Source organism: Salipaludibacillus aurantiacus (assembly GCF_900111295.1).
In the GTDB taxonomy this organism is placed as follows: Bacteria; Bacillota; Bacilli; order Bacillales; family Salisediminibacteriaceae; genus Salipaludibacillus; species Salipaludibacillus aurantiacus.
Map to the genome: position 1 here is coordinate 48,999 of NZ_FOGT01000017.1, position 20,807 is coordinate 69,805.

Here is a 20,807-nt window from a genome sequence, read left to right on the forward strand (position 1 = left end):
TATTATACAAGTTATTAAAATTTATACCAAGTACTAATAACTGACATTGATCTTTTTCGTCAAAAAAATAGCACTAAATACTCGTATAGACTGGATCACCTGCTATATAATGGAAGTGATTAATAATTAAAGAGGAGGTCTAGGATGATAAATGAAGCCACTCTCATTATTCTGCTTGTTGTGTTAATGATGATGAATTTTTTCAGTGTAGGCTATTTATTTTTCGTATTGATAGATAAAATTCAAATGTCGAAAATTAAAACGACTTTTTATATCACTTTCCAGACGGTGTTTACTTTTCTACTCGCACTGGCCATTTACCACTTTTTTCTATCCCGTTTTACGGACCCTGCCCATCTCGATTTTCCTAATCTCAGGGATTACAGTTTTTATTATGTAGTCGGCTGGAATGTATTTTTTGCTGTCCTGGCAATTTTATATATTGCTAATGCGGTTATACATCATATCTATGCGAAAAAGAAGGAGGCTGCATTTTAACTTGATAGAAAATATAGTATAATTAAGGGTAGTGTGAATGCGAAAGGTGTGGAGATGCAGGTGAGAAAATTAAGTCAAGTCGAAACTGCACTTAAATCAGCGAAAGCATCGCTTGCTGTTGAAGGGTTAACGTTGAGCGAAAGGCAGGAACAACTTGTGAAAGACCAGCTGCTCGGCAGGATCAGTCATGATGCCTTTATGAAAAAAGCACTGGAACTGACCCGCAATGAGTAAATATGGAACGGGGGAATCAGCGTACTGTTATCCTGGGACAGGAGTACTGATTAACCATTTTAATATTAGGGAAGAAAGACAGCTGAGGCAAATGGATGCGGTGATAACCTCAAAAAGGCTGACCGAATTAGAGCTTCAGCCTGTAAGCGGGGACTTTAACCTGGAGCATTTAAAAGCTATTCATTATTACATATTTCAGGACATTTATTCTTTTGCAGGAAAACTGAGGGTGGAAAATATCTCTAAGGGAGGGTTTACATTCGCCCCTGCCATTCATCTGGAAGAAAGTTCAAAAAAACTTTTTACAAGAATCCAAAACGAAGTATGGCAGAACCATAATCATGAAGAAATGGCGGCTCTGCTTGCTTTTTATTTGGCGGAGATTAATGTACTGCACCCCTTTCGAGACGGAAACGGCCGTTCCTGCAGGGAATTTATCCGGACTTTGGCTCTGCATGGAGGATTTGTGCTTGACTGGGCAAGAGCAAATGAGAAAACAATATTAAAGGCTTCGATCGCATCAACGACACGGTTAGGCCCTTTGAAAAAAGTCATGAATCAGCTGATTTATCAGGAGGTGTCAGGCAGCCCTTAGCATGTTGCCGGCACCTTTTTTAGTGTTTTTGAATAGTATGAAACAGTAGGCTGAAGTTAGGGAAAAAAGGTGTTAAACGGCTAACCAAAAGGGTATGCTTAGTAGAAAAAGACAGTATTTTTAAAATAAGGAAGGAGTTCACGGCTATGATAGTTACAATGGTATTATTCATATTTACACTTATCGCCTGGATTTTACCGGTTACGATTAAAACAAAGGGAAGTGTACATATGCTTCAGGTGAATTCCTACAGGAACGAGCGGTATATTAAGTGGATGGGCAGTCATCGCACAAAAGTGTTTTTGAGGCTTGAAGTCCTTTATGCGCTCCCCCTTGTTTTACATGTTATCACTGATTCAGTAACAGTTAGTTTAGGAGCTGCTATTGCGGTATTTGTACTATTATTTTTTAATAATCTAAGCAACAAACCAGAAGAAAAGAAGAGTTTGGTCTATACCCCGCGGGTTCAGCGTCTACTGGGGGCGACTTATATTATTTACGGGCTGACGGCGTCTGTTTCTATAAGTGTTGCAGGGTTTTTCAGTATTTTTGCGGCCCTGTTTATTCTCGTTTTAGCGGCTGTCTTCCCTTATTATATTGTCCTTCTTGCGAATACGATTAACCGCCCGATTGAGGCAAGAATCAGCCGGAGGTTTATTAACGATGCCAAAAGGCTTCTGAAAGCCTCACCCGGCCTGACAGTAATCGGAATAACAGGAACCGTTGCCGGAGCAAACGTAAAACACTTTGTTCAAACGGTATTATCATCAAAATATAACGTTTTAATGACTCCTGAAAACCATACTTCTAAATTCGGAATTGCCCGGACAATTAATGAACAGTTAAAATCTTACCATGACATTTTTATTGCTGAGATGAGTGCAGAGCAAGAAGGAGAAATCAGGGAGATTTGTGACCTGGTGACTCACAAGTACGGTATTTTGACAGATATTTATGCACAGATTCCTGACACACTTGAAAACATGAAAAAAACAAAGTATGAGATAGTGGAAACACTTCCTGAGCAGGAGGGCGCGGCTTTTTTAAATATAGATGATGAGAATATAATGTCGTGGGAACCTCAAAATCCTTGCAGGAAAATATATTACGGGATAGACAGAGAGGATGCTGATCTTAGAGCGTCTAATATCAAATTTAGTGGTAAAGGCATGTCTTTTACGGTCACGACAGCTGATGGAAAAAAAGAAACATTCATTACAAAACTTCTTGGCAGGCATCATATTTATAACATACTTGCCGCGGCAGCAGTCGGGCTTGAAATGGGATTGTCTCTTAAACAGATGGCGGGGGCTGTGAAGAAAATGGCTGCTGTTCCGCACAACCTGGAGTTAAAACGTTCCTCAGGCAACATCACTATGATAGATGACAGTTATAATTCAAATCCCGTCGGTTCCAAGGCAGCCATTGATGTACTTGGACATATGGCCGGTTACCGTATACTTATTACTCCTGGAATCATTGAAACAGGAGGAAACGCCTATGAGATTAATAAAGAATGGGCGGGCTATTCAGCGGACAAATGTGATTATATTATTTTAGTCGGTAAAAAACAGACAGAGCCGTTACAGGATGGTTTGAAAGAGGCCGGTTATCCGGATCAAAAACTGTATGTGGCTGAAAACCTCCAGGATGCAATGCAGCACATGTATAAAATGGCTCCGGCTGACTCGATTGTGCTGCTGGAGAATGACCACCCGGAGACTGACTGAATCATTAGCTTGAGCTGCTTTCTTAAAACAGAGAATTTACTTTTTATAAATGCTTTATTAACCCCTCCTTTATTTGGGTATAGTTCCTTTTAAAGGAGGTTTTTTTATGGTTTTTAACACAGCTGCTGCACGCCGGATGGGCTGTTTTACTTCAGTTATAATGGGGGCAGTTTTTTTGGCGGGATGCCAAACGGATAATACGATGCAGGAAAATGAATCTGGCACCCAGGAGCATAATGAACAGGAGGGAGCTGATAACAGTCCGGAAGATCCTATGGAGGAAAACGAGTCTGGAACAGCAGAAGAGGGTATACATATGAATGATGTAACAACTGAGGACTGGGATGTTGAAGTCCTGGCTGAAAATCTTGAAATTCCCTGGTCTTTAAATATCCATGAAGAAACTGTATACATGACTGACAGGCATGGCCGGATTCTGGAAATAGAAAATGGGGAAACCGAACAAACAGATTTACAGACCTCTTCTCCTGTAGCGCATGAAGGGGAAGGCGGATTATTAGGATTCAAGCTTGCTGACGATTTCGCCGACTCCGGAGAAGCGTATGTTTATTATACATTTGAAGGAGAAAATGGCTCCCTTATGAACCGGGTAGCTAAAGTTAAAAAGGAGAATGATGATGGGTGGGCAGAAACAGATATTTTTATAGACGATATTCCGGGGGCTCAAATCCATAATGGCGGCCGTCTTGCTATTGGACCGGACGGCATGCTCTACGCGACAACCGGCGATGCAGATGATCCTGATTTATCACAGGATGAAGACAATTTGGCAGGGAGTATATTAAGAATGACTGCAGAGGGGGATATTCCGGAAGATAACCCTTTTGAAGATTCATACGTTTTCAGCTACGGTCACCGAAACCCTCAGGGGCTGGCCTGGGATGAAAATGAAGCATTTTACAGCTCCGAGCATGGTCCGGTAGGCCATGATGAAATTAACTTAATTGAGCCGGGCAATAATTACGGATGGCCGGTCATAGAGGGGGGGGAATCAAATGAAGGAATGGAAGAGCCGCTGATTCACTCTGGAGAAGATACATGGGCCCCGTCAGGCGTCACTTTCCGGGGGAATGACCTGCTTGTGACAGGTTTGAGAGGAGAAAGCCTTTATTATTTTGATGAAGATAATCAGGAAATGACTAAAGTATTTGAAGGAGAAGGACGTCTTCGAGACGTGAAATATAAAGATGGAGCTATTTACTTAATAACAAACAATACGGACGGAAGAGGTTTACCAGAGGAAAATGATGACCGTTTACTGAAGCTGACTCTGATTACAGATTAAAAGGACAGGGCCAAAACATATGTAAGAAAAGCTGGCCATACTTACAAACGGTCCTATAGAGGAGTGGAACTGGGCAGGCGCTGCCCAATGCCGCTCTATCTTGTTTTACAATAATATGAAAACGATATCATAAACAGCTCTTTTTTACACCGATTCATTACGTAAGGAAATAGAGTTAAATTTTGAAAAAATCAGGAATTATAAGTATTAAAGCAAAAAATAGAATTTCGTAGATAAATAATTAAACTTTTGATAAACTTTAAATATGAAAAGGTTTTCATAAGCGTTTTTTTATGTTTTAGGCATTTAAGAGTAGATTTATTAAAGGGAGTGGGCTCATGAGCTGGAAAATTCAAGATAACCATATGAATCAGGAACAGCTTCTTGTGAATGAAAGTCTGTTTGCTCTGGGGAACGGCTATTTAGGCGTTCGGGGAAACTTTGAAGAAGGTTACACTGAAGACATGACTTCTATAAGAGGGACTTATATTAATGCTTATCATGATGAAACAGCAATGGAATACGGGGAAAAATTGCATGGCTTTCCGGACACGCAGCAAAAACTGGTCAATATCATTGATAGTCAAACCATATACATATATGTTGATGGCGAAAGGTTCACCATGTTTGAAGGGGATATTCTTTCTTATACCCGCACTCTCCATCTGAATAAAGGCTATTCTGAACGGGAAATACATTGGAAATCGCCTTCTGGAAAAGAAGTGAAATTCCGTTTTCAAAGGCTCGTTTCCTTTTCCCGAAAAGAATTATTTGCACAGAAAGTCACTATAGAGGCTGTATCCGAAACAAATGAAATAGTTATTACTTCGGCTGTTAACGGAGATATTTCAAATTTCGTTGATCCTTCAGATCCCCGCGTAGCATCAGGGCATGCCAAAAGGCTGCGCGTAGTAGAAGCAGAGGCAGGAGAAACAGGGCCAACCGTGTTAAATGAAACTTACGAAACGAAACTTAGAGTCTGCTGTGCCTCCAACTCGGTTATAAATTCCGGAGATTATAATTACAATGTGGTTGAAAACGGATCTTCCATAGAAGAAATCTTCCGTTTCACACCGGCATCCTCTGTGAGTTTTACGAGGTTTAATATTTTTACGGATACTTACCGGCATGGAGAAGATCTGAAGCATGCTGCATGGCATGTCCAAAATGAATTAAAGTCATCCACCTTTGAGGATTTAATAACAGAGCAAACGGACTATTTAAACGCTTTCTGGTCAAAAGCGGATATTGAGATTGAGGGGGATGACAGCCTGCAGCAGGGGATCCGTTTTAATTTGTACCAGCTCCTACAATCAGCCGGCAAAGATTCCGTCAGTAACATCTCAGCAAAAGGACTCTCCGGAGAGGGGTATGAAGGCCATTATTTCTGGGATACAGAAATTTATATGTTTCCAGTCTTTCTGATGACTCAGCCTGAAATAGCTAAACAACTGCTTTTGCACCGCTTTTCTCTCCTGGACGACGCTAAATCGCGAGCCATGGAAGTCGGACACAGGCAAGGAGCCTTATTTCCATGGCGGACGATTACAGGGTCGGAGTGCTCAGGTTTCTTTCCGGCAGGGACTGCCCAGTACCATATAAGTGCTGACATTGCCTACAGTTTTGTCCAATATTATCTGGTTACAAAAGACGTGTCGTTTCTTCGTGATTATGGAGCAGAGGTTCTGGCTGAAACGGCAAGGTTATGGATCGATACGGGACATGAAAAAGACGGCAAATTCCTTATAGATGATGTCACAGGGCCTGATGAATACACGTGTATTGTGAACAATAACTTTTATACAAACGTCATGGCAAAAAATAATCTGAAGTGGGCTGTTAAATCGCTTGAACTTATTAAAGAAGCTGATCAACAGGCGTTCGAAAAACTTGCCGGTAAACTAAATGTCTCAGAAGCAGAAATTCGTGAATGGGAGCAGGCTGCTGAAAAGATGTATCTTCCTTATGATGAAAGCTTAGGAATCCATGCACAGGATGATACTTTTTTAAATAAGCAAGTCTGGAACTTGGAACAAACGCCAGCGGAGAAATTTCCGCTTCTTCTCCATTACCATCCATTAACGCTATACCGTTATCAAGTGTGTAAGCAGGCAGACACGGTGCTGGCGCATTTCCTGTTGGAAGACGAAGCTGATCTGGAAACTATTCGGCGTTCCTATAATTATTATGAAAAGGTGACCACTCACGATTCGTCACTTTCCTATTGTGTATTCAGTATTATGGCAGCAAAGCTGGGCTATGACGATAAAGCTTACAATTACTTTATTGAAACAGCCAGGCTGGATCTGGATAATACTCATAAAAATACGAAGGACGGCCTGCACATGGCAAATATGGGAGGGACATGGCTTGCGCTTGTTTACGGGTTTGCAGGTCTGAGGGTGAAAGAAGATTCCCTCTTATTTAACCCTCGTCTTCCGTTACAATGGGATAAGCTGAAGTTTACTATTCAATATATGGGGAGGACTCTGCAAGTCGGCCTTCATAAAGGTAAGACGGTCTATACTTTAAACGAAGGAAAAGAACTTGTGATTAGTCATAAAGGAGAAAAAGTAACAGTATCCAAGGAAGCGCCTGTGGAATTGAATTCTTAACAGCCGCTTCGCTGGACGGCTATGCCGCAAAACGGCATAGCCGTTCTTTTATTTGTCTGCGAATTTAAGAGATGAACAGGTTAGTAAACCACATATAAGGGAATAAGCAATTAAGCTTTTATATATTCAAGGAGGAAACGTCAAAATGATTGAATTTATATTTAATATACTAAAAGAGCTGGGGTGGATCGGGTTAGCGATAGGTGTAGCTGTAGAAGCCCTGTCTATTCCTTTCCCGGCAGCTGTATTTGTATTGGCCTATGGATATATATTAAATCCTAGCTGGACGCAAATTCTATTATTTTCCATCATTACGTCGTTGATTTATGTAGTGGTAAGTTTTGTTCCCTATTATGTAAGCGTTCGTTACGAGTCCATTGTAAGGAAAAAACTGCCTAAACATAAAGTCCATTTTGCTCAGAAATGGATAGACCGTTACGGTGAATGGATGATAGCGGTTGGACGGTTTATAGGCATGGGGTATATAACGTATATAGCAGGATTGAGCCGGATGAACAAATGGAAATTTGCCGGTCTCACGTTTGCTGGTTTCTATCCGCTTTCAGTCATTATGTTTTATTTAGGCAACCTGGGGAATCTTGAAGTGATGGTTGACCGTCTGCAGCAGGTGCAATGGGCAATATATACAGTCCTGGGTATTGGCCTGGCCGCATATATCAGTTTCCGGTTTTACAGAAGGAAAAAATATAAAAATGGCAAACAGGAAGATAAGTCTTCATGGCAGGCTTCTGCTGACTAATGTCTGGGATGACTCAGCACAGGACAATCGGGGGAAGCAAGGAGGGTATGATTGTTATGCCTTATTTTTAGTGCCGGCCTCTGCACTCACTTGATAATTCTTTGTCGGTCCCTTCATTAAAAATAAATCATCCTCTTGACATTATACGGGATAGGGTATACACTGTGAATATAGTGATAATACCATATTGGGTATATAAATTAAGGAGGAATTATAAATGAGTGAAGAAAAAAAAGACCAGGCTACAATGATTGTATTTGACGGGGATCTTGACAAAGCCATTGCCAGTTTTATTATAGCAACCGGTGCTGCTGCAATGGGTAAAAAGGTAACCATGTTTTTCACCTTCTGGGGTTTGAATGTGTTAAGGAAAGAGGAACATATAGATATTAAAGATAAGAATTTCCTCGAAAAAATGTTTGCCAAACTTATGCCTAGAGGGCCTAAAAACCTTAAACTTTCAAAAATGAATTATGGCGGAGTCGGATCACATCTTATGAAAAAGATGATGAAAGAGCATAATGTATCTACTTTGCCTGAATTAGTTGAACTAGCCCAGGATCTTGAAGTAAACATGGTAGCCTGTACAATGACAATGGATGTTATGGGCCTTAAAAAAGAGGAACTCATAGACGGCATAGAATTTGCCGGGGTAGCCTCATATCTTGCAGAAGCTGAAGATGCGAACGTCAACTTATTTATATAATAATAGACCTGTATATAAGTGTCCGGACTGGTTAAGGTCCGGGCATTTTTATAAAGATGAAATTTTTGTGAAAAAAACTGGGGTTTAGCAGTGGCTAATGATAGATAGATGATTAAATATATAGTAAAATTAATACCACAATAAGAAGATTGTAAAAGCTAAACTCCTTAATAGTTAGAGTATAAAGCATGACTAAAGTAAAGGCGGTGTATTCAATGGAATATTCTAAAGATATGAAAAACAGGCTTAAGCGGGTAGAAGGCCAAGTCCGCGGAGTCCTGAGAATGATGGAAGAAGGCAAAGATTGCAGGGATATCATTACTCAAATGAGTGCGATCCGGACAGCTATGGACCGGGCCACAGCTTATGTAGTAGCCAGGAACCTTGAAACGTGTCTTCGTAAGGAAGCAGATAATGATGAAGAACGTGAAGAAGTTATTGAAGAAGCAATTAAGATGCTCGTTAAAAGCAGATAAACCTCTAAAGGACTGATAAAGAAAACCAATCAGAATTGGTTTTCTTTTTATTTTGCTTTGTTAAAGCTCATTGTTGCTAAAGTGACCTGATAGTGAAGGATAAAGATAATTGCCTCTAAGAAGAGCCGAGAGAAGAGCGGGAGGCGGCGACGCCTGAAGGATTAACCGCAGTCCGAAAATCCATGCTGGCGACGGTTAAGGAGCCAGTATTAGTTGAGGACAAGCCCTTAGGCAAGCGCCCGCCGGTAAGCGATTCGCAGAAATCAAGACCAAAGTTTTACATAGCTTTTTATTTTGGTCTTTTATGATTGATTTTGATTGGTAAATGATTGAAAATGGTTAAAAGTGATTATTTGTGATTGATTTTGATTGAATTTGATTGTATAATCTAATTAACAAGAGAAAAGGTGTGGTCCACATGCTTACTTTTGAAAGACATGAGAAAATATTAAATTTGCTTGAAAAACAGAAAGTAGCTAAACTCGCAGAACTGGTTGAAGCGACGGGGGCTTCCGAGTCAACCATTCGAAGAGATCTGACTATTCTTGAAAACGGACAAAAATTAAAGCGTATACACGGCGGCGCATCTTTAATTAAAAGAAAAGTGGAAGAGCCGTCGATGGCCGAAAAACAGACTCAATTCACAAATGAGAAGAAGCAAATGGGAAAAACAGCAGCCGGTTTAATTCAAAATGGGGACTGTGTCTATATCGATGCAGGTACGTCAACTCAGGCGATGATTCCATATATAAAGGCAAAAGATGTGGTGATTGTGACAAACGGGCTTAATATTATTGAAGAATCTCTTAAACAGAATTTCCGGACTTATGTGGTTGGCGGATATGTTAAGTCGGGCACAAGAGCTTTTATTGGAAAAGGCGCAGTACAGGCAATAAGTGAATACCGTTTTGATAAAGCTTTTATCGGAACGAATGGTATTGACTTGGATTTTGGTTATTCTACCCCGGATCCTGAAGAAGCACAAATAAAGAATTTAGCAATTAAACAATCAAATTTGGCTTACGTACTCGCAGATTCTTCAAAGTTTGGTGATGTCACCTTTGCGAAATTTGCCGGGTTGGAAGAAGCCAGACTTATAACAACAGAAGGGGATGACGAAGACTTTTTTAAAAAGCTTGAACAGGCAGCAAAGGTAGAGGTGGTGAAAACAAATGATTTACACAGTGACAATTAATCCTTCAGTTGATTGCCTGATGGAAGTTGAAAACTTTCATTTAGGAAAGACGAATCGGGCCTCCACCCAAAAAATGGTTCCTGGAGGAAAAGGTATCAACGTCTCACGTGTATTAAAAAATCTTGGGACCCGGTCAGAAGCTTTGGGATTTATCGGCGGTTTTACAGGAGCATTTATAAAAGACGAATTAGAGAAAGAATCAGTATTTTCCAGTTTTATAGAAACAGAAGGGAACACCCGAATTAATGTAAAAATGAAAACAGACACAGAAACAGAAATTAATGGAAAAGCCCAGGAAATATCAAACGAGCATATTCAAAAATTACTCATACAGCTGGATGAGCTTAAAAGCGAAGATCTTCTTATATTATCCGGAAGCTTACCGTCAACTTTGCCAGCTGACCTTTATAACACGATAATTAACAGGCTCAATGAAAAGAACATTTATGTATGTGTTGATACCAGCGGGGAACCGTTGAAAGCAGCTATGAAAGCCTCTCCATATATGATTAAACCAAATCAGGCAGAATTGGAACAGTTGTATGAAGAAAACGTTAAGAATCTGGATGATGCTGTGAAACTTGCACGAAAAGCGATGGCAGATGGAGCCCGCCATGTTCTTGTTTCTATGGGTGGCGAAGGGGCGGCGTTAGTTACAAAAAATGAATCTTATAAGGCGGCTGTCCCTAAAGGAACATTAATAAATTCAGTCGGGGCAGGTGATTCAATGGTGGCCGGATTCATCCATATTCTGACGCAGTCGGGAAGTCTGGAAGAAGCTTTCAAATACAGTGTGGCAGCTGGAAGTGCTACGGCATTTTCCAATGGATTTTGTTCAGCAGAAGATGTAGAAAAATTACTCCCGGAAGTCTTGATTGAAAAAGTTTAAGAAAGGGTGGGAAAAATGAATATTACTGAATTACTGAGAAAAGAGACCATTTTGCTGGATTTAACGTCTTCTTCAAAAAATGAAGTAATTGAAGAATTAGCAGCGAAACTTGATGCAGCGGGAAAACTGAGTGATAAAAAAAGATTCATTGAAGAAATCCACGAGCGGGAAGGACAGAGCTCTACAGGGATTGGAGAAGGGGTTGCTATCCCCCATGCCAAGAGTGCAGCAGTTAAAGATCCTGCGATTGTTTTTGGCCGCTCAAAAGAGGGCATTGATTACGAAGCGTTAGATGGAGAGAAAAGTCACTTGTTTTTTATGATTGCTGCAAGTGACGGGGCCAATGAAATGCATTTGCAGGCTCTTTCCAGATTATCGACGCTTCTTATGGACGAGTCTTTTCGACAGACTTTATTGGAAGCGCGTTCAGAACAGGATATATTAAATGCGGTTGATAAAAAGGAAAAAGAAAAAATGGATGCCGAGCAGAGCGAAAGCAGTTCTGAGACAGAAGAGGGACGCCGTCCTTATTTCGTTGCTGTGACCGGCTGCCCAACAGGCATTGCGCACACCTATATGGCAGCTGACGGGCTGAAAGATAAGGCTAAAGAACTCGGATATGATATAAAAGTTGAAACAAACGGCTCAGACGGAGTCAGAAACAGACTTACAGCAGAAGATATTAAACGAGCTGATGCGGTCATTATTGCGGCAGATACAGCAGTAGAGAAAGATCGTTTTTCAGGAAAGAAATTAATTAATGCACCAGTTACTGCAGGGATTCGTAAACCGAAAGAGCTTCTGGAGCAGGCGGCTGCAGGAGACATCCCTTTGTATGAAGGCAGCAATACGTCCGGAGGAGAGGCTGCGGAAGAGAAAGGTAAGTCTGCTTTTTACCGCCATCTTATGAACGGGGTTTCAAATATGCTTCCGTTTGTGGTCGGTGGAGGTATTCTCATTGCGCTTTCGTTCTTCTTTGAAGACCCGGTTGGAGGAGAAATTTCTCCTTTTGGGGAAATCCTGTCAACAATTGGCGGAGCTAATGCTTTCTTCTTAATGGTCCCGGTGCTGGCAGCCTTTATTGCCAGAAGTATTGCTGATCGCCCCGGTTTTGCAGCGGGTATGGTTGGCGGTTTAATGGCCCATACAGGAGACGCTGGTTTCCTTGGTGGTATTATCGCAGGTTTTATGGCAGGTTATCTGGTTATTGGATTAAGGCACTTATTTTCTTTCATCCCACAGTCTCTTGATGGTATTAAAACCATTTTAGTTCTCCCGTTGTTTGGTATTTTTACAACCGGGTTCATTATGTACTTTCTTGTTACACCGCTGGCTGCTATACAGACCGGCCTGGTTAACTGGCTCTCCGGGCTCGGAACCGGCAATATCGTACTGCTCGGTATTTTGCTTGGAGCAATGATGGCAGTAGATATGGGCGGTCCTATTAACAAGGCGGCTTTTACATTTGGTATTGCTATGATTGATGCTGGTACGCTTGAGCCGCATGCAGCCATTATGGCTGGTGGAATGGTTCCTCCTCTTGGAATTGCGTTAGCAACAACATTCTTTAAAAGTAAGTTTACAAAGCAGGAAAAAGACGCAGGGAAAACCAATTATGTGCTGGGGGCATCCTTTATTACAGAAGGCGCGATACCTTTCGCTGCCTCGGATCCCGGCCGGGTGATTCCATCCATTATTGCCGGTTCGGCAGTGGCAGGCGGTCTCTCCATGTTGTTTGGAGCCGCTACTGAAGCGCCTCACGGAGGAGCTTTCGTCATTCTTCTTGTCAACAACTGGCCGATGTATATCGTCGCTATTCTGGCAGGTGCCGCAGTAACGGCAACACTGTTGGGAATATGGAAAAAGAAAGTGGCATAACTGACAAAAAACTGGGGGGTCTGTCCCCCCAGTTTTTTGTTATTTTTCTAAAAGGTCAAACAGCTCGTGTAAACTGGAGATTTGATAGTCAGGAGTCACGTACTCGGGTTTTTTGTCAAACCGGTTCAGCCAGACTGATTTAATGCCTGCTTCTTTAGCTCCCAGGATATCAGTCATAAGATTATCTCCGACCATAAGGACCTCGCTCCGCGCGGCATTTATTCTTTCAAGTGCATGTTCGAATATGCTTACATCCGGTTTGCCTCTTCCATGGTCACCTGAAATAATTATTTCGTCAAAATAAGGGGAAAGCTCAGGCGTTAGAGTTAATTTAATGTTCTGCAATTCCGGAGAACCGTTAGTCAGCAGAACAAGTGAATAACTGCCTTTTAAGCGGTCCAGGACGGGAAGAGCGTCTTCAAACAGAAATGGATAATTTTTGCGTTCTTCAGGAAACCGTTCAGCTAATTCCTTGCCTAATTCCGGGTTATCAATTCCCAGCTTTTTTAAACCATTTGTCCAGGTGTCCTGTCTGTATTGAGGGACAATTTTTTTCATCTCCTCAAATTCCTTGCCGGGATCGCCAAAGTTTCCCCAAAGCCCTTCAAACGGGTTAATGCCGATCATTTTTGTGAAATCATATGTTCTATACCCGCTGTACAAGTTTCTCGCTTCTTCCCTTACTGCTTCCTCTAAATCATCATGATGAAAATCATAAAATGAGGCAGCATATTTGCATGTTTCCTCAAAAGCTTTTTTAACACTTTTCTCATCCCATAACAACGTATCATCCAAATCAAAAAAGATAGCCTTCATTATTGTTTCCTCCTGTATAAATTATTTATTTTAATGGCAGGCCTTTTATTAAAAGCTCTATGTATTAATGACTAGCCTATAGAAAAAATGTGAAACTGTAAACAGGGAATCTTTGAAAAACAAAAACCTGAGCCGGAAGGGCTCAGGAAAAATATGGGGGGACAGACCCCCCAGTATCTGGTTAGGTGGAAGGCTTTAGCGGGCGCCGCTGGTTGTCAAATGTAAATCCTTCGCCTGAGACTTCTTTTACATCGTTAACTGAGAAAAAGGCGTAAGGGTCTACTTCTTCAATCACGTTTTTGAGCTGGATCAGTTCATTGCGGTTAACCACACAATAAAGCACACGCCGTTCGTCAGAGGTAAAACTCCCTTTCCCTGTCAAAACTGTAGAGCCGCGGCTCATTCGTTCTATAATAGCTTTGGAAAGTTCATCCGTTTTTGAGGAAATAATCATAGCAGATTTGGCAGCGTCTGCTCCTTCAATTATAAAATCAATTACCCGTCCGGCAACAAATACAGTTACCAGTGTATACATGGCATGGGTCAGTGATAAATGAACAAGAGAAATAGTAATGACTACGGCATCGAAAGAAAACATAAACTTGCCAATGCTTATTCCGAAATATTTGTTTGCAAGCCTTGCAAGAATATCAGCTCCGCCGGTTGTGCCCCCTGCACGGAAAATCATGCCAAGCCCGGCGCCTACAAATACCCCTGCAAAAATAGAGACTAAAATCATATCATCCTGCAGCGGCAGTTCTGTGACAGGGTACAGTTCAAAAATTCTTAAAGAGGCTGACAAAGAGACCGTGCCTATTAAACTGTATATGAGCATTAACCTGCCGAATAATTTATACCCGATTAAAAACAAAGGAATATTTAATAAAAGGTTGGAAAGGGAGGGCTCGATCGTAAACAAGTAATAAAACAGCAATGTAATACCTGTAAACCCGCCGTGAGCTAAACCGTTTTGTAAATTAAAATGAATAATGCCGAATCCAAAAATCAACGTTCCAATTAAGATAATTAATATAGGCTGTAAACGAATGCCTTGAAATAGTCGAGTCAAATCCCTCAACCTCCTTTAATGATGTTTAAGTCAGACGAAGTATAACACAGCATAATTACCTACCCAACAGGGAAATGGCCGCAATAAGAAAGTTTATATATTCAGAATATCGCAACCGTTTTCAAACTGGAAAAATAAACTTTTCTTGACTAAATAATAAAAGCGTTGACGTCAATCTTAAAAAGTGTTAATATTCAAATAATTATCAATCTAGTATTTACACTAGTTGATGGTACTGACAACCTCACCCTTGATTTCTTATACCTCTTATCCAGAGTGGCGGAGGGACTGGCCCTGTGAAGCCCGGCAACCAGCTGTTTTCTGCAGTAAGGTGCCAATTCCTGCAAAGCGTTAGTGCTTTGGGAGATGAGAGAGATGTTTTTTATTTATATAAAAAACCAGCTCTCTGTCTATAGCAGAGAGTTTTTTTATTAACACAGTATGGGTTGAACAACTGAAGGAGGCAGTAATTATGACAAAAAAAGCAAACCAGTTAGGGACAGACACACAATTACTCCACGCGGGTCAGGTACCTGATCCTGCTACAGGAGCGAGAGCGGTTCCGATCTATCAAACGACTTCATATGTCTTTGACGATGCTGAACATGCTGAAAGACTGTTTTCATTACAGGAGCCAGGTAATATTTACAGCCGGATTATGAATCCGACCGTGGACGCTTTTGAAAAAAGAATGGCTGTGCTGGAAGATGGGGTAGGCGCTTTAGCTACTTCTTCAGGGATGGCAGCTATTACAATGACCATTCTTAATATAGCTCACCCTGGTGATGAAATAGTCGCGGCCTCAAACTTATATGGGGGAACCTATAACCTCTTTGCTGTCACTTTGCCAAAATACGGGATTAAAGTAATATTTGCCGATGCTTCTAAACCAGAGGAAATACGAAAGGCAATTAATGACCGTACCAAAGCAGTATTTGCCGAGACTATAGGTAATCCCAGCTTAAATGTGCTGGATTTCGAAGCGATATCGGACATAGCGCATGAAGCTCACATTCCGCTTATTATTGATAACACTTTCGGTTCCCCTGCAAACTGCAAACCGCTTCAACACGGAGCTGATATTGTAATACACTCTGCAACTAAATGGATTGGAGGGCACGGGACAACCATTGGGGGCGTGGTTATAGACGGAGGAAGATTCGAGTGGAATGAAGAGAAATTTCCTGAATTCCATAAACCAGATGATAGTTATCACGGTCTCGTTTATGCAAGAGACCTCGGAGATCTCGCCTTTATTCTCAAACTCCGCGTCCAATTAATGAGAGATCTTGGTTCGTGCTTAAGTCCATATAACGCCTTTCAGCTGCTTCAAGGACTGGAAACTCTTTCTTTAAGAATGCAGAAACATCAGGAAAATGCTATGGCGTTAGCTGAAAAGCTGAAGGCTCACCCGGCAGTTGACTGGGTAAGTTACCCGGGCCTTGAAGAACACCCTGCTCATCAGCTCGGAAAAAAATACTTGAAGAATGGGTTTGGCGCTGTAGTCAACTTCGGAATTAACGGCGGACTTGAAGCTGGAAGAGAGCTTATCCGCAACGTTAAACTCTGGTCGCATGTGGCAAATGTGGGGGATGCTAAAAGTTTAATTATTCATCCTGCCAGTACCACCCATTTACAGCTTTCCAAGGAGGATCAGCTAACAAGCGGGGTCACAGATGATCTTGTAAGACTCTCTGTCGGACTGGAAAATCTCGAAGACATTTATGCCGACCTAGAGCAGGCTCTTGAAAAGGCAACCGGCAAGCAGGAAACAGCGAAGGGCTATAATAGAGAAGAGATTCTGTCAGAAGCCAGAGCATCAGCTATTGAACATGCTGAAGAAGGGCCGCGCAGAAAAGCGATAATGGTGGCAGGGGATGACAATGAGTGCTTAAAACCATGGTCACGGTTAGGTTACCGTATTGTTTCCTCTGATTTAGAAACTGAGCCGGATTTAAATATAGACTATCTGTTTGTCACTTCAGCTGAACTGGACAGCGCTAAATTGAAAACCCTCGCAGAAAAAAATAAGCCATCTGCTGTATTAACAGTTGATAAACAGACAGAAGAGGCTGTTAAGGAGATACTCAAAGAGGAAGCGGTTATTTCAATATAGTGATTTTTCTCATTTCACCATCCCGTGTTCTTTTGTATAATTAACGTCAAAGAGGACGGGATGTATATGTTTAAAAAAATGCTGTACAGTATGGTTTCAATGACGATTATCATTATAGCAGGCATTCTTGTTTACCTCAGCCAGGTGACCGGACTGACGTTTGCTTTACCTGAAGAATCGCTGGGAAGTATACCAAATACATTTGAAAATGAAAATTACGTGTATTATCTAACTGATGACCAAATAAACGATGCGATTAAGAAAGCTGTTTCTTCCACAGATTTATTAGAAAACTTTCTCCTGGAAACGATTGAGGATACAACAGACGGCAGTCAAGTGGCGTTTGCTTATGTTGAAACTCCCTATTTAACAGTGATCAATGAAGCAAGAAAATCTTTTGATCTTGAAGGCCGGCGGCCAGCCGGGGAGGAAATTAGAAGAAAGCTGACGGATTCTTTTCTCCCCGTACATATCAGGTTTTATCAGAACAAAGGATTTGTCCACGACGTCAAAATTATACAGCAGGATGAAGAAATTATTCCTTTTAAGACAGAAACAAACGGTTCAGGAGCTGTTGAAACAATCTATTTACATATTATGGACGTGGATATGACCGAACCTGCTTATGTCTATGTCATGGACAGAGTAAACGAGGAGGCGTACCATATTTCCAAAATAGACTTTTATAACTATCAGCCGGAAGAGAAGCAGACGGGGAATAAACCAGCTCTCCAATAAAAAAACTGTAAAAACACAGCCTTCAGAAGCTGCATAAGCGCTGAAGGCTGTGTTTTAGTTTTCCTCGAATAAAGAAGGGTTATTTTCAATTAATTCCTCTATCACTTCTTGTTCAAAACTATAAAATAATTGCTGGTAGTTTTCATCGGAAAGATCTGTTTCTTCACCGGCTTCTGAAGCTACATCTTCTTTAATAGACTCCCAGATAAACTGTTTAATAAAATGAATTTCCAATTGCCTTTTATAAAGGTTTCGATTTGTTTCAGCTAATTCTTCTAAAAGAATGATGGTATGAGTATCTTCTTCGAGAAAATTCTCTTGTTCTACATAATTTACAAAGTCATCGTCGGAATATTCAAATCCGTATTCCCGGGAAGCATGATCATGCCAGCCCATAAGTTCCACTGAAATCCATTCTGCGTCCTGTTCAATATCTTCCTCATCAATTAGACTGTCTTCGTCAAACATTTGATAAGTCCGGTACAGCACTGAATGGTTAAATAAAGTTTGCTCGGACATATCAGTCTCATTTTCGTTTACCGAGCTTTTGCTAATCGCTTCCTGCGCATTTTCACGTAAATCTTCTTCCTCTTCTCCATTTAAATCTCCTGCAGCCTCATTACTCTGATCGCCCTCATTCTGCGGAGTAACAGTTTCATCTCCAGGTTCGGCTTCCTCCCCTAATTGATTTTCATTCGTCACTCCTACCTCAGGCTCTGTCGTATTTCCCGCCTGATTGTCACGTTCAAGTATAAACATAATAGTACTTAAAATCAGGAGAATAACAGAACCGGCAATAAGTATAATAACTTTATTTTTTTGCATGAGTCACCTCGATAAATATGTAAAATTTAGGTTGCTTTTAAAAGTGTTTTTATTATACCACGTAACTTTCCTTCTAAGTAACAGGTTAATAAGACACAGGCAAAAAGTTATCCAGTACCACTTAGGACTTTTTACTGTTAAATATTCCTGAAACTTCTTAAGGAAGACAGACACCCTCTTAATTATTAGGCATAAGATGAGAACGGTTAAAGATAATAAAGGAGGAATGTCCCATATGTACTATGAAGAGGAGCGTAATCAACAGCAGGAGGAGACCGTTAAATATTCAGTTTTATATGATCCATTTGTTGTCCAGACCCTTCAATCGGTTACAGGTGCGAATGTGGTAATCCAGACGTGCCAAGGCAGTGTCAGAGGGAAAGTTGCAGATGTGAAACCAGATCACGTAGTGATTCAGCAGGACGATTCCACATTTTTTATTCGAATCCAGCAAATTATCTGGATTATGCCTACTTAATATAAAGTTAACAGCAGAGGCGAGCCTCTGCTGTTATTAATTATTTGCCTGAAAGCTGAAAAGTTGGATGTTTTCTCACATTTACCCTCTTAAATCTGCTCCTCGTCACGTTATAATGAAGAAGAATCAGGTTCAATTTAAATTAAGGAGGAAATGATAGATGCTGGATGAGAATTATAAACACGTTCTATTAGCTTATGACGGCTCAGTGGACGCAGAAAAAGCTCTTTTTAAGGCTGTCAATCTTGCGAGACGGAATAATGCAAAACTGACTGTCGCCTATGTCGTCGATGTTCGCTCTCCCCATATTTTTGCTGACAAGCCTGGTAAAATAGACGAGCTTGCAGATGAGCATGGTAAAGAGATGAAACTGAAAATGAAGGAAAAAATAGAGGAGTACGGGTTTGACAATTACCATCTCAGAATTGAAAAAGGTAATCCTAAAACGGTGATTACGTATGATCTAATAGATGAGGTGGGAGCCGATATAGTTATTTGCGGCTCAAATGGAATCGATTCATATGACCAGATGATTATGGGTAGCACTTCTGAAAACATTGTCAGATATTCTTCTGTAGATGTCCTTGTTATAAAATAAATACCTTTAGACTGATTTAAAGGTGAGTAAGCGGGATGGACGACCGATCCAGATCTCAATCTGGCATTTGGTTTAATCCTATTTAACTTGGTTAGAAGAGTCATTAAAAATGAGAGGCTTAGACAATCCATACAATAAAGGAATGGCATCATACGAGCCATTCCTTTATGCTTAGTCTCATTTTTTATTCTGTTAATTTCTGTCCGTCCAGCAGAACAAATGAATAGCCTGCTGCCTTCAGTTCAGGAATAGCTTTTTTTACACCTTCAGCTGTTCCGCTTGAAGGCTGATTCATGTGCAGTAAAGGAATAGAGCCAGGTGAGGCGGAAAGAAGAGATTCTTTTACTTGTTCAGCTGAATAAGTGGCTCCTGCATCTCCGAGAACATCATAATTAACGGCTGTCAGGCCAAGATCCTCTATAACTTTTATGGCTATATTATCGTAATAAGCCGTGCCGGACCTGAAAAATTCCGGGCTTTCCCCTGTCATCTCCTCAATAAGAGACTGATTAATCATGATTTCATCGATGACTTCTTCAACTGATCCCGTGCCTTCAATTCCCCAGGCAGTCTTCCCGGCAATTGATAAGGGGAGATGTTCTGTGCCGTGGTTTTGCACCGAAAAGAGCGGATCATCAGCCAAATCTTTAAATACCTGTTCATTAGAAGTAATCCACCTGGCATTAAAGAATAGTGTAGCAGGAATACTTTCTTCTCTTAAAAAATCGATTAGTTCTTCATCATATTCATCTCCAAACGGCCCTCCACAGGCATCAAAGGTAAGAGCAACCACTTTTTCATCAGTTTCTATTCTGTTTCTAACTCCTGACACCCTTTCTCCCCATTCGTCAGCTTCTTCAGTGTGTCCTTCCCATTTCTGCCTGACTTGCTTTTCTGTATTAATGCCGTTGTCCGGGAATTTTTGCGAAGTAGAAAGGTCTTTTTGGAAATGCTTATAAACTGGGGATGACCGGGCTGTTTTTTGATAATCGGAACTGTTGATAATAACGTACAGCACACCTGTGGCAGCTAGCAGTACGAGTATAATAAACACTCTTAATAGTTTCATAGGAATCTCCTGCATTTTTTGACATAAAATGTGATACCAGTCACAGATTTACTAATATAATCCTCTTACAATGAAATTGTACCAATTTTAATTAGCTTGGCAAGAGCCTCAAAACGATCAGGTAAGGAAGATAAATCAGAAGGAGCTTAAACTTAAGGCTGTCCCTTGTGGACAGCCTTTCCTTAACGCCTATATAATAAGGGAAAGCACATCAAA

Annotated in this window: 20 protein-coding genes and 1 riboswitch; of the genes, 16 read left to right on the plus strand and 4 right to left on the minus strand. The window is 40.9% G+C overall.

Annotation, left to right across the window (positions count from 1 at the left end; genetic code table 11):
- The first annotated feature begins 144 nt into the window (after positions 1–144).
- The 12 genes from BMW59_RS17210 to BMW59_RS17265 all read left to right on the plus strand — a co-directional run bounded on the left by BMW59_RS17210 (position 145) and on the right by BMW59_RS17265 (position 12,882).
- A complete protein-coding gene (locus tag BMW59_RS17210) occupies positions 145–498 on the plus strand; it encodes a hypothetical protein (protein ID WP_093054790.1) in 354 nt (117 codons plus the stop codon).
- 54 nt (positions 499–552) lie between these two features.
- Positions 553–732, plus strand: a complete 180-nt coding sequence (locus tag BMW59_RS17215) for a hypothetical protein (protein WP_093054792.1) — start codon at positions 553–555, stop codon at positions 730–732.
- On the plus strand, positions 725–1,327 hold the full coding sequence (locus BMW59_RS17220; RefSeq protein WP_093054794.1) for a Fic/DOC family protein: 603 nt from the start codon (positions 725–727) through the stop codon (positions 1,325–1,327). The genes BMW59_RS17215 and BMW59_RS17220 overlap by 8 nt, the downstream gene beginning before the upstream one ends.
- 146 nt (positions 1,328–1,473) lie before the next feature.
- Positions 1,474–3,057, plus strand: coding sequence for a Mur ligase family protein (locus BMW59_RS17225; protein WP_245733194.1), 1,584 nt, complete (start codon positions 1,474–1,476; stop codon positions 3,055–3,057).
- Between the two features lie 106 nt (positions 3,058–3,163).
- Positions 3,164–4,363, plus strand: a complete 1,200-nt coding sequence (locus BMW59_RS17230) for a PQQ-dependent sugar dehydrogenase (protein ID WP_093054796.1) — start codon at positions 3,164–3,166, stop codon at positions 4,361–4,363.
- Positions 4,364–4,701: 338 nt separating this feature from the next.
- A complete protein-coding gene (locus BMW59_RS17235) occupies positions 4,702–6,978 on the plus strand; it encodes a glycoside hydrolase family 65 protein (protein WP_093054798.1) in 2,277 nt (758 codons plus the stop codon).
- A gap of 145 nt (positions 6,979–7,123) precedes the next feature.
- On the plus strand, positions 7,124–7,738 hold the full coding sequence (locus BMW59_RS17240) for a DedA family protein (protein ID WP_093054800.1): 615 nt from the start codon (positions 7,124–7,126) through the stop codon (positions 7,736–7,738).
- 217 nt (positions 7,739–7,955) lie between these two features.
- Positions 7,956–8,444: a DsrE/DsrF/DrsH-like family protein gene (locus BMW59_RS17245; protein WP_093054802.1), complete on the plus strand. Its 489-nt coding sequence runs from the start codon at positions 7,956–7,958 to the stop codon at positions 8,442–8,444.
- A 215-nt stretch (positions 8,445–8,659) separates the two neighbouring features.
- Positions 8,660–8,920 carry a metal-sensitive transcriptional regulator gene (locus BMW59_RS17250; protein WP_093054804.1) on the plus strand — a complete coding sequence of 87 codons (261 nt, stop codon included), beginning with the start codon at positions 8,660–8,662 and terminating at the stop codon, positions 8,918–8,920.
- A 418-nt stretch (positions 8,921–9,338) separates the two neighbouring features.
- Complete coding sequence (locus BMW59_RS17255) at positions 9,339–10,115, plus strand: DeoR/GlpR family DNA-binding transcription regulator (protein ID WP_093054806.1); 777 nt, start codon at positions 9,339–9,341, stop codon at positions 10,113–10,115.
- The gene (gene pfkB / locus BMW59_RS17260; protein WP_093054808.1) at positions 10,093–11,004 is read left to right on the plus strand and encodes a 1-phosphofructokinase; all 912 of its coding nucleotides are present in this window, start codon (positions 10,093–10,095) and stop codon (positions 11,002–11,004) included. Before BMW59_RS17255 ends, pfkB begins: the two co-directional genes overlap by 23 nt.
- Before the next feature lie 15 nt (positions 11,005–11,019).
- Positions 11,020–12,882, plus strand: a complete 1,863-nt coding sequence (locus BMW59_RS17265; protein ID WP_093054810.1) for a PTS fructose transporter subunit IIABC — start codon at positions 11,020–11,022, stop codon at positions 12,880–12,882.
- A 39-nt stretch (positions 12,883–12,921) separates the two neighbouring features.
- On the opposite strand, the gene BMW59_RS17270 is transcribed toward BMW59_RS17265, so the two are convergent.
- Together BMW59_RS17270 and BMW59_RS17275 are read right to left on the minus strand one after the other, a co-directional pair.
- The gene (locus BMW59_RS17270) at positions 12,922–13,701 is read right to left on the minus strand and encodes an HAD family hydrolase (RefSeq protein ID WP_093054812.1); all 780 of its coding nucleotides are present in this window, start codon (positions 13,699–13,701) and stop codon (positions 12,922–12,924) included.
- 178 nt (positions 13,702–13,879) lie between these two features.
- Positions 13,880–14,767 carry a YitT family protein gene (locus BMW59_RS17275; RefSeq protein WP_093054814.1) on the minus strand — a complete coding sequence of 296 codons (888 nt, stop codon included), beginning with the start codon at positions 14,765–14,767 and terminating at the stop codon, positions 13,880–13,882.
- A 264-nt stretch (positions 14,768–15,031) separates the two neighbouring features.
- Positions 15,032–15,140: riboswitch (SAM riboswitch) on the plus strand.
- 99 nt (positions 15,141–15,239) lie between these two features.
- On the opposite strand from BMW59_RS17275, the gene BMW59_RS17280 reads away from it, so the two are divergent.
- Together BMW59_RS17280 and BMW59_RS17285 are read left to right on the plus strand one after the other, a co-directional pair.
- Positions 15,240–16,883, plus strand: coding sequence for an O-acetylhomoserine aminocarboxypropyltransferase/cysteine synthase family protein (locus BMW59_RS17280; RefSeq protein WP_093054816.1), 1,644 nt, complete (start codon positions 15,240–15,242; stop codon positions 16,881–16,883).
- Between the two features lie 66 nt (positions 16,884–16,949).
- Positions 16,950–17,621, plus strand: a complete 672-nt coding sequence (locus BMW59_RS17285; protein ID WP_143051258.1) for a hypothetical protein — start codon at positions 16,950–16,952, stop codon at positions 17,619–17,621.
- A 54-nt stretch (positions 17,622–17,675) separates the two neighbouring features.
- Here BMW59_RS17285 and BMW59_RS17290 read toward each other — a convergent pair whose 3' ends face one another.
- Positions 17,676–18,446, minus strand: a complete 771-nt coding sequence (locus BMW59_RS17290; protein WP_093054820.1) for a hypothetical protein — start codon at positions 18,444–18,446, stop codon at positions 17,676–17,678.
- A 235-nt stretch (positions 18,447–18,681) separates the two neighbouring features.
- Between BMW59_RS17290 and BMW59_RS17295 the strand changes: the two genes are divergently transcribed.
- Complete coding sequence (locus BMW59_RS17295; RefSeq protein WP_093054822.1) at positions 18,682–18,924, plus strand: YuzF family protein; 243 nt, start codon at positions 18,682–18,684, stop codon at positions 18,922–18,924.
- Positions 18,925–19,084: 160 nt separating this feature from the next.
- Complete coding sequence (locus BMW59_RS17300) at positions 19,085–19,522, plus strand: universal stress protein (protein ID WP_093054824.1); 438 nt, start codon at positions 19,085–19,087, stop codon at positions 19,520–19,522.
- A gap of 184 nt (positions 19,523–19,706) precedes the next feature.
- Here BMW59_RS17300 and BMW59_RS17305 read toward each other — a convergent pair whose 3' ends face one another.
- Complete coding sequence (locus BMW59_RS17305) at positions 19,707–20,591, minus strand: polysaccharide deacetylase family protein (RefSeq protein ID WP_093054826.1); 885 nt, start codon at positions 20,589–20,591, stop codon at positions 19,707–19,709.
- Positions 20,592–20,807 lie beyond the last annotated feature (216 nt).

What these genes read in the sequence shown, in the direction of transcription:
- pfkB (WP_093054808.1), top strand. Translation starts at nt 10,093, where the DNA reads ATGATTTACACAGTGACAATTAATCCTTCAGTTGATTGCCTGATGGAA.
- BMW59_RS17265 (WP_093054810.1), top strand. Translation starts at nt 11,020, where the DNA reads ATGAATATTACTGAATTACTGAGAAAAGAGACCATTTTGCTGGATTTA.
- BMW59_RS17230 (WP_093054796.1), top strand. Translation starts at nt 3,164, where the DNA reads ATGGTTTTTAACACAGCTGCTGCACGCCGGATGGGCTGTTTTACTTCA.
- BMW59_RS17305 (WP_093054826.1), bottom strand. Translation starts at nt 20,591, where the DNA reads ATGAAACTATTAAGAGTGTTTATTATACTCGTACTGCTAGCTGCCACA.
- BMW59_RS17215 (WP_093054792.1), top strand. Translation starts at nt 553, where the DNA reads ATGCAGGTGAGAAAATTAAGTCAAGTCGAAACTGCACTTAAATCAGCG.
- BMW59_RS17300 (WP_093054824.1), top strand. Translation starts at nt 19,085, where the DNA reads ATGCTGGATGAGAATTATAAACACGTTCTATTAGCTTATGACGGCTCA.
- BMW59_RS17290 (WP_093054820.1), bottom strand. Translation starts at nt 18,446, where the DNA reads ATGCAAAAAAATAAAGTTATTATACTTATTGCCGGTTCTGTTATTCTC.
- BMW59_RS17285 (WP_143051258.1), top strand. Translation starts at nt 16,950, where the DNA reads ATGTTTAAAAAAATGCTGTACAGTATGGTTTCAATGACGATTATCATT.
- BMW59_RS17295 (WP_093054822.1), top strand. Translation starts at nt 18,682, where the DNA reads ATGTACTATGAAGAGGAGCGTAATCAACAGCAGGAGGAGACCGTTAAA.
- BMW59_RS17280 (WP_093054816.1), top strand. Translation starts at nt 15,240, where the DNA reads ATGACAAAAAAAGCAAACCAGTTAGGGACAGACACACAATTACTCCAC.
- BMW59_RS17210 (WP_093054790.1), top strand. Translation starts at nt 145, where the DNA reads ATGATAAATGAAGCCACTCTCATTATTCTGCTTGTTGTGTTAATGATG.
- BMW59_RS17250 (WP_093054804.1), top strand. Translation starts at nt 8,660, where the DNA reads ATGGAATATTCTAAAGATATGAAAAACAGGCTTAAGCGGGTAGAAGGC.
- BMW59_RS17255 (WP_093054806.1), top strand. Translation starts at nt 9,339, where the DNA reads ATGCTTACTTTTGAAAGACATGAGAAAATATTAAATTTGCTTGAAAAA.
- BMW59_RS17220 (WP_093054794.1), top strand. Translation starts at nt 725, where the DNA reads ATGAGTAAATATGGAACGGGGGAATCAGCGTACTGTTATCCTGGGACA.
- BMW59_RS17235 (WP_093054798.1), top strand. Translation starts at nt 4,702, where the DNA reads ATGAGCTGGAAAATTCAAGATAACCATATGAATCAGGAACAGCTTCTT.
- BMW59_RS17225 (WP_245733194.1), top strand. Translation starts at nt 1,474, where the DNA reads ATGATAGTTACAATGGTATTATTCATATTTACACTTATCGCCTGGATT.
- BMW59_RS17245 (WP_093054802.1), top strand. Translation starts at nt 7,956, where the DNA reads ATGAGTGAAGAAAAAAAAGACCAGGCTACAATGATTGTATTTGACGGG.
- BMW59_RS17240 (WP_093054800.1), top strand. Translation starts at nt 7,124, where the DNA reads ATGATTGAATTTATATTTAATATACTAAAAGAGCTGGGGTGGATCGGG.